Annotated in this window: 5 protein-coding genes; all 5 read right to left on the bottom strand. The window is 41.8% G+C overall.

The window, feature by feature from the left end; all coding sequences use genetic code 11:
• Nucleotides 1–82 precede the first annotated feature (82 nt).
• The 5 genes from B4N43_RS00025 to B4N43_RS00005 all read right to left on the bottom strand — a co-directional run bounded on the left by B4N43_RS00025 (nucleotide 83) and on the right by B4N43_RS00005 (nucleotide 8,225).
• On the bottom strand, nucleotides 83–1,282 hold the full coding sequence (locus B4N43_RS00025) for a redoxin domain-containing protein (RefSeq protein WP_286732157.1): 1,200 nt from the start codon (nucleotides 1,280–1,282) through the stop codon (nucleotides 83–85).
• Between the two features lie 52 nt (nucleotides 1,283–1,334).
• A complete protein-coding gene (locus tag B4N43_RS00020; RefSeq protein WP_286732156.1) occupies nucleotides 1,335–2,741 on the bottom strand; it encodes a RagB/SusD family nutrient uptake outer membrane protein in 1,407 nt (468 codons plus the stop codon).
• Between the two features lie 35 nt (nucleotides 2,742–2,776).
• Nucleotides 2,777–6,268, bottom strand: a complete 3,492-nt coding sequence (locus B4N43_RS00015) for a TonB-dependent receptor (protein WP_286732155.1) — start codon at nucleotides 6,266–6,268, stop codon at nucleotides 2,777–2,779.
• 35 nt (nucleotides 6,269–6,303) lie between these two features.
• Nucleotides 6,304–7,545, bottom strand: a complete 1,242-nt coding sequence (locus B4N43_RS00010; protein ID WP_286732154.1) for a FecR family protein — start codon at nucleotides 7,543–7,545, stop codon at nucleotides 6,304–6,306.
• A gap of 89 nt (nucleotides 7,546–7,634) precedes the next feature.
• On the bottom strand, nucleotides 7,635–8,225 hold the full coding sequence (locus tag B4N43_RS00005; RefSeq protein WP_286732152.1) for an RNA polymerase sigma factor: 591 nt from the start codon (nucleotides 8,223–8,225) through the stop codon (nucleotides 7,635–7,637).
• Between the last annotated feature and the right edge of the window lie 349 nt (nucleotides 8,226–8,574).

The following is an 8,574-nucleotide window of genomic DNA, read 5'->3' as shown; positions in this document are numbered from 1 at the left end:
ACAGTCCCTTATTTCTTTTACACAATATACCTACTAAAGTAACGGTGATCCCGCAGGACATCGTTACGTACAGGATATGCTGTTATTTAAATACTTCAGCAAGTTTGGCATCCAACTGTTCGTCCGAACCGCCATTGCCCCCACCATAACGTCCGATAATAACACCTTGCGGGTCTATTAACACTTTTGTTGGTAGCGAACTAACACCATACCCCTTCGTTACATCTTTGCTAAGGTCAAAATTTGTTCCATCGAATTTTGCCCCACGTAAAATATGTTTCCAAATGCCAATCTCATCTTGTTCAACCGCCTTGTGCCATTTTTCAGGTTTACTGTCATCATCTGCTATCCCTATGATTTCAAAACCTTTACTTTTATATTGCTGATACAACTTAATAAGATGTGGATTCCCTTTACGACAGGGCACACACCAGCTAGCCCAGAAATCCAGTAAGACATACTTACCTCTGAAATCCGACAAACTTAGGGCTTTGCCGTCAATATCTGTCGTGCTAAATACGGGAGCAGTCTTACCAACAGCACCACTTCGGCTTTCCGCTAGTTTTTCCGAAATGTCTTTTCCAAAACGACTATTTTGCACCTCTTTGGAAAAACCAGCAAACAACGTTTCAGTTTCTTCCAACGATAGGCTGTTCATGCTGAACATCAGCAAATAAGGACTTAAAAAGGACTGTGGATGGTTTTTAATAAAGGTCATATCAATCTGGGCCGCTTTTTCATTAAAAGGCTCAAATTGATTCTTGATGCTGGCAGCCTCTTCACTAAGTAGCTTTACTTTCTTTTCTAAAGCTTCAAGTTCTCGCTCAGCACGACTATACTCCTTATTTTTCACAGCATAAGCCTTACTAATGGGCTCCATTCCTTTTCTGATAGCCGACTTTTCGAGTTCTAACTGCTTGTGTTCGGCATCCAATTTTGATCCTGTCAGCGTATAGTTTTTTAGATTATCATCTTGAAACTCCAATTTCATTTTGGTCGGCTCCAGGTACATTTGTGTATAATCACCCTCAGCCGCGCGCTCGGGATGTGACGATCTGGTCAAAAATACTAGGGTAGGCTCCGTCAACGTGCCTTTAAATTGAAAATGGTTTTTGAGAACCGAAGCACTATCACTTACTTGTTTACCTTGACCATCCATATAAAAAAGGTAAAGCTTTTCGGTTGTCCCGTTCTTAAGTTCACCATCCAGAACAAACTTTTTCTGCGCCATTCCCATCATAGGAACTACCATTAGGGCGGCTATTTTTAGTATATGTTTCATTTGATTATTTCTTTATTTGTATGTTGCGCTAATTTTACAAGTCCACTAACTTTTACCACCCATATCCGGGATTTTGATCTCCAAACGTTGGATTTTTCTCATATTCTGAATAAGGTACAGGTAGGATATACTGCCATCTCTCTTTCATATTACCATTCAGTTGTTTAATCGTATCAAAAGGTAAACGTAACAAAGCCATCCAGTCCGAACCGTCCTCTGCAACGAGACTTCGCATAAGTTCTCTAAAAACTTCCGTAGTCAACTGCTCTCGCGTATTCATTGCATTTAATGCTGTAAAATCCGTAATACCAGCTTTCGCTTTGACCATTTTAAGTAGGTCCCGGACTTCTGTCAAGCTACCATTCGATTTGGCAAGAGCCTCAGCCTTCAGTAAATAAGCTTCGGTCAAACGAAATACAAACTTCGCTTCCGCTTGTCCGCCTGAATGTTTCTTAAAAACCTGACGTTTGGCTACTGTGCCAATCATCCAGTTGGCCCTTGGATCATTCTTTAAGAGATCCAATAAAAATGGCGTTGCATTATAATTATAATTAGCGCGGAAATAGTATTTTTCCATTTCTGCAATTTGGTTAGCAAAAGCCTTTGTACCAAGAATCACCTCTTTACTAGCCAACCCTTTTGTAGAAAAAAGGTCCTCAACATGGGCTTCAAGGGCATATGGGGATTGTTCAATGAGTTGATTCGCCAATGTAATGACGGCGGTATAGTCAGCGGGAGCTTGACGTAACATCAGAACCCTCATTTTCAGTAGCATGGCAGCCCATTTGGTTGCATAGTAGTTTGGATTATTCTCTGGCGCATTTGCTATTGCGTAATCAATATCGTCCAGGATAAACGCGTAACTATCGGCAACATTTTTACGAACAGTAGCTATTGTCGATACCGTAACAGGTTTTGTACGTATCATGACCCCGAATTTGCTGCTGCTGTCAAAAAATTCGCCATAGTATGCTAATAACTTAAAATTGGCATAGGCTCGTAAAAACCGGGTTTCTCCAAGTATCTCCGTACGTCTGCTTCCGCTAAATCTCTCTTCGCTCAATGCTTCAAGGCCCGCTATCACGCCGTTGGCAGCATTCGCAAGTTTATAATTTCCGTTCCATATCGGCAGGACTTCGCCATTATCCTTTGCGGTCATCGTATGCATTTCAGGGCGACTGGGCCCCTGATAATTTTCAATGAGACCTGCGAACTGGGCCGGAAGTATTTCATGCGCCCGTGCCCAGGTAGTGCCAGGTAGACCAGTTGTTCTGTTTTCAGTTACATTGACAAATAAATAATACACCCCATTTAATGCAATTTCTGCACTCTTTTGATCCACAATGACATTGTCGTCAACTTTTTCCTGTGTCGGCAACGCATTTAGCGTCTTGTCAAAGGATGTATTCATTCCTATTAGTGCTGCTAACAGGAAATATAGTAGAAAGCTCTTTTTCATTCGTTTAATTTATTTTCTTAAATCAGCTCTATGTTTTAAAAACCAAACCGTAGTCCAAAGGAAAACATCCTATTCGCTGGATAGGCAGAGATATCGCGCCCACCACCAATGACTGACGTAGGATCATCAGAAACCTCGGGATCCATTCCCGGATAATGCGTAATTGTAAAGAGATTTGTAGCCGAAACATAGGCCGAGCCACTTCTCAACTTTAATCCATTCAGCAAAGATTTTCCAAAATTATAAGACAAGGTAATAGACTTAAGTTTGAGATAGGATGCATCGAACACATTGACATCTGCTAATGGTCTAAACTGTGCCGTACCGTAAAGCAGCCTTGGTCTTGTCGCACTAGTATTATCCTCATTGTAGCGTCCCAATACGCTCACACCTCGATTTGCCAAATTATCAGCAGAGCCATTCGCAATATCCGCCTGATAGATCAAATCATTACCATAAGAAAATGTAAATAGTGTGGTCAGTCCGAAGTTTTTATAATTGAGTGTATTGGTGATACCGCCAAAAAAGTCCGGCGTTGCATTACCAATAATATCCTGTTTGTAAAAAGGTTCACCTTCTCCGATGCCATTGGGGTCTAGTTTATATTTCATATCCCCCACTCCGATGTAATACTCCATGTACTCTAGGAAAGGAAAACTTTCTTTATAAGCCTTAAGCTCATCCGCAGTTCGGATCAGGCCATCGGTTACATAACCATATAACAAACCTAACGATTCGCCTTCCTTAACAATACTTGTCCCTAGATTTAATCCATCACGATCATTGGGGTTCGAAAACGGTCCACCATTGATATTTAAGACCTTATTCCTATTCTTCGAAATATTGAGGGCCAAATTCCAATTGAAATCTTGTTTTCTAATCAAGTCACCCCGAATATCAAACTCTAGCCCCCGATTACGAATTTTAGCAATATTAAGCACCACATTCGAATAGGCAGAGCTAGGCGCGGTTGTAATATTGAGCAATAAACCGTCCGTAATCTTTTCATAATATCCGATGGATCCCCTTAATCTTCCTTTGAAGAACGCATAATCCAGACCGGCATCTTTCTGAGTGGTCGCCTCCCACTTAATTTTGTCATTACCTAACTGTGTCGGAATAAATGCATTTTTACCAGCATAACTTACTGGCGAGTATAAGGTTCTATAAAGATTACTTCCAATATTCTGTGTACCCGTTTTACCTGCGCTGACACGAATTTTCAGCTCGTCTATCCAAGGGACGCTTTTCATAAATTCCTCTTCCGAAATTTTCCATGCTACAGCACCTGAAGGAAAGTAGCCCGTCTGATTTGCAGGAGCAAATTTGGATGAACGATCAGAACGACCTGTGAATGTAAAGAGATAACGGTCTTTCCACGTATAATTAGCACGCAAATAGAACGATAACAACGCATTCGTTTGTGCAGGGCTACTCCCCTTAACAGCTACTGGAATCGCAGCGGAATTTAAATTGTTCAGAAAATTATCATCCGGATAACCAGCGCCGGAAGCCGAGAAAAAATTCATCTTATAATTTTCCCATGATGTCCCAATCAATGCATTCACACGATGGTCTTCATTAAATTGTTTGTCCCAGGTTAATGTGTTTTCGATGAATGTATTGATCGATTCGGTATGAGCCTGACTTCCTGTTCCCCCGTTTGAATCCCCAGCACCATAAAAGCCACTCATCATCACATAGCTGGGTACATAATTCAATTGATTATAGGTACTATAATTGATTGAGCCCACCGAGCGCCATTTCAGCTCGGGCAAGATATCCCACTCTGCGGCTAAGGAGCCTAGCAGCATACCCGTCTTTCCCTGATTGATCCCCGAGGCCATTGCCAAAGGGTTTTGATAGCCCTGATATGCCGCATGCAATAAGCCAAAGTTGGAAAAAGTACCATCAGCATTGTAAGGGGACTCTGTTGGCGGTGCAAACAGCGCCTGCGTATAGGCTCCATTTGTAATATGATTTGTCGTATAGCTATAATCAACATTGGTATTCATACGAAAGCGCGGGGCAATCGTTGCATCCAAATTTATTTTACCCGACAGCCGATTAAAGTCTGTACCAATAATTGTTCCCCGTTGATTATTATAAGCTAAGGAAGTATAATACTTTGTATTCATGCCACCCCCACGCACCGATAAATCAGCATTCTGAAGGATCCCTTTCCGTAAAACCAAGCCTAGCCAATCCGTATTGTTATTTCCGAAAAACTTAGGATCGTTTTCAATGGCTGTAGGTGTCGCGCTCGGCGGAAGCCCCATATTACTCCTTGCTATATTGAGATTATGGGCTGCCTCCTTCATAATCATCTTGTATTGATCTGCATTGAGTATCTTTTCCTTAAAAGGAGAAGTAAGCCCCGTATAATAATTAAAGTCCAAAATTGGTTTACTATCTGCAAGACCTCTTTTTGTGGTAATAATAACCACGCCATTCGCTGCCTTGGACCCATAGATGGCGGTCGCGGAAGCATCTTTAAGAATATCTATGCTTTCGATATCATTGATATTTAAGCCTGCCAAGCTATTGAGCCCCCTGTTAAAGGATCCCGATACCATACTGCCCATATCATCGCCGTAATAACTTTCCATCGGATTAACAACTTCTGCACTGCTCGACACATAGCGATTTTGCACATTGACAGGTATGCCATCAATAATATACAGGGGTTCATTTGTGCCCAACAGGGAGGCACCCCCGCGGATTCTGATGCGTGCTACAGCACCGGGCGAGCCATCCGATTGTACCACCTGTACCCCAGCAGCCTTACCAGACAAAGCCTGATCAATACTCGTAAAGGGTACATTCTTTATTTCCGAAGGATTTACAGAAGCTACAGAACCTGTTAAATCACTACGTTTTGTTGTACCATATCCTACAACGACGACATCATTAATCACGTTATCCGCGACCGTCATTCTAATTAATACATTTCCTGCTTCAACCTTTTGTTCGACAGTACGGTATCCTATACTAGTGGCGATCAGTATATCCCCTTTTGTTGCTGCAATCCGAAACTCACCCTGCGACCCACTACTGGTCTGTATAGTCGCCTTTTCTTTTACACGAATTGTAGCACCCGCCAGCGGTTTACCATTTGCATCGACAACGATACCACTTACACTTTGCTGCTGCGCAGCTGTTGGCTTTTTGGCTACCACGACAATCGACTTTCCTTCCATCAGGTAGTCGAGGTTCTGCCCTTCAAAAATTGTGTTGAGGGCTTCCTTTATCGTTGCTTTGTTGAGATCCACGTCAACAGATCCAGCCTTTTTGGCAAGTTCCCCCGTCAGGATATAGTCGTATCCAGTCTGCTTTTTAACCTCTTCCAAGATCTGCGATAGCTTACCTTGCCGATGTAGCGTAATAGACTGTCCGCTGGCCAAGCTAATTCCAGGAAAAAAAGATGGAACGATAAGGTACATTGCAAGTGCGCCCTTTCTGAGCATTCGCCCAATAGGGGGGCTTAATGGACTTTCAGTCCATAAATTAGGTAACTGTTCTTTCATAGTTATTTAGGTATAATGAGATTAGGTACTTACGTCTATTCAACAATCAGCGTTTTCTCTCCTTGACTGCTCATGGTAACGCGAAATGTGATATTTGAAGTTTTTTTCAAGAGTTCCAAAACATCGGCAAGACTATTTTTACGCGAAACGCTACCGTAGAATGTGACATCGGGATAGCTCTTTTCATATTTTATATCCACATTGTACCAGCGCGAGACCTTATCGAGCACGCTCTTCAAGGATTCGTTCTCAAAGACAAAATCGCCATGGATCCAGTCGAGTTGAATTGTATTGTCGAAAGGTTCGACATCGACATCCTTTTTATTGCTATCCCAAATAGCCTGATATCCTGGCTTCAATTTGACGGTCCGATTCTCACGCTGATACTTTACCACAACACTGCCTTCCACAAGCGCTGTTTTGGTCAGCATTTCTCCAGCATAAGCCTGTATATTGAAAATAGTGCCCAATACCTCCACATCCTGCTCAACGGTATGGACGATAAATCGTTTCTTATGCCCATTTTCCATCAATTTAGATACATGAAAAAGCCCCTCTCCGATCAACTCTACCCTACGGATTTCCTGACTGGCCAAATCCTGAGAGAAGCGTAGCGTTGAACCCGCATTAAGGGTAACTTCTGTACCATCCGGTAATTTTAAGTTAATTGTACCACCTTTAGGCGTTTCGATCTGATTGATGACCGCTTGGCTCAAATTGCTGTTAGCCGCCACATACTCCACCTGGCCGTCCCGGTTTTTTATCACATTACAATTACCAACCCGTAACATGGTTCCTGGTTTCAGTTGATCAAGATCGACTATCTGACCATCAGCAAGACGGATCAATGCCTGATCTCTTGCGGGCATTACTGTTTCTGCAGCTATCTGATGTTGACCTTCGGCTCCGATCTTCCCATACCAATGGTATACAGCCAATCCAGCTAAAAAGAAAACCAATAAACTTGCAGCAATCCAATAATGAACTATACGTCTTCTGATCGTTAACAAACTCCGGTGTCCAGCACCGATTCCAAGTTCCTTGTGGATACTACCGAGCAATTTATCCCGAATATCTGCTTGATGATATTGTGGATTTTCCTCGAAAAACGTCTTATCTTCCGATTGTGCGTACCAATGGTCCAATTCATGCTGCTCTAAAGCATTTAGATTCCCTGAGAGAAACTTCTCAAAAAGCTCTTTTAATCGTTGATAGTTGTACATTTGGTTAGCCTGTTTATAGATAAGTCGTACGAAAGAGGCCAAGGTTCTATTCAAAAAGTATTTTTTTTGAATATTTCTTTTAAAGACCTACAATTGACTGCTAAAAAGAACTTACACGATGGATGTATTGATGAGATCGACGCTTATTTGGAGATAAAAATCGTGGCCAACAGACAAAATAAAAAGTCTGTTTTCATCTCTTTTCGTAAGATAAACAATGCTTTATGAATGTGTTTCTTTACAGTGCTTTCGGAGATATTCAATTGCTGCGCAATCTCTTGGTGGGACTGATGTTCAAAGCGGCTCAAGTGAAATACTTCCTTACATTTTTCAGGCAAAGTATTGATTATCCGAAGCAACTTTTCATTTGTTTCCTTAATTTCTAATAAGGCGTCGGGAGAAGGGACATCTTGGCTTGTAAAAGACTGCCAGGTATCCATTTTTTCTGTCTGACGCATCATCTTCCGATAACGGTCAATGACTTTATATTTTAGGGCGGCAAGAAGATATCCTTCTAAAGTCGTACGCACTTGAACACCTTCCCTGTTTCGATACAGATCCACAAATAACTGTTGTACCAGCTCCTGCGCCTCATCAGCATCTCCCAGCTTACTATACGCTGCATCCAGTAATCTATTCCAATAGCGATGATAGAGACAATCGAATGCGTGTCGGCTATTATCTTTCATTGCCAACAATAAGTCTTGATCACTTTGTCCCTCTTTGTTTTTCACGGTATGTTTCTCTATTAAAAACAAATGAACATAATTTTATATAATACTCCAAATGCGAATACAATTTGGGCATATCTTTTAAAAAATATAGCATTGAAAAATAGGATTATTTACGTAGCGTACTGAGACTAATTCATGTTATCGCCACTGTGAGGGAAAAGTTCATATAAGCTAAGGGCCTAAAAATATGAAAAAGGGATATGCTCGTATCGGATAAGCAGTGATGGGCAGTTACGGAACTGCTACCGATGGAGCAGGCTCACCGACGGTCCTGTGCTGCGATAACCGATAGGCGGAGGATAGGCAATAGCCTGTACATGGATATAGCAAGTACTTAAACGAAAGAAGC

The sequence above is a fragment of the Sphingobacterium sp. UBA1897 genome (genome assembly GCF_002337775.1).
Classification (GTDB): Bacteria; Bacteroidota; Bacteroidia; order Sphingobacteriales; family Sphingobacteriaceae; genus Sphingobacterium; species Sphingobacterium siyangense.
This window is presented reverse-complemented; position numbering and strand designations above follow the sequence as displayed.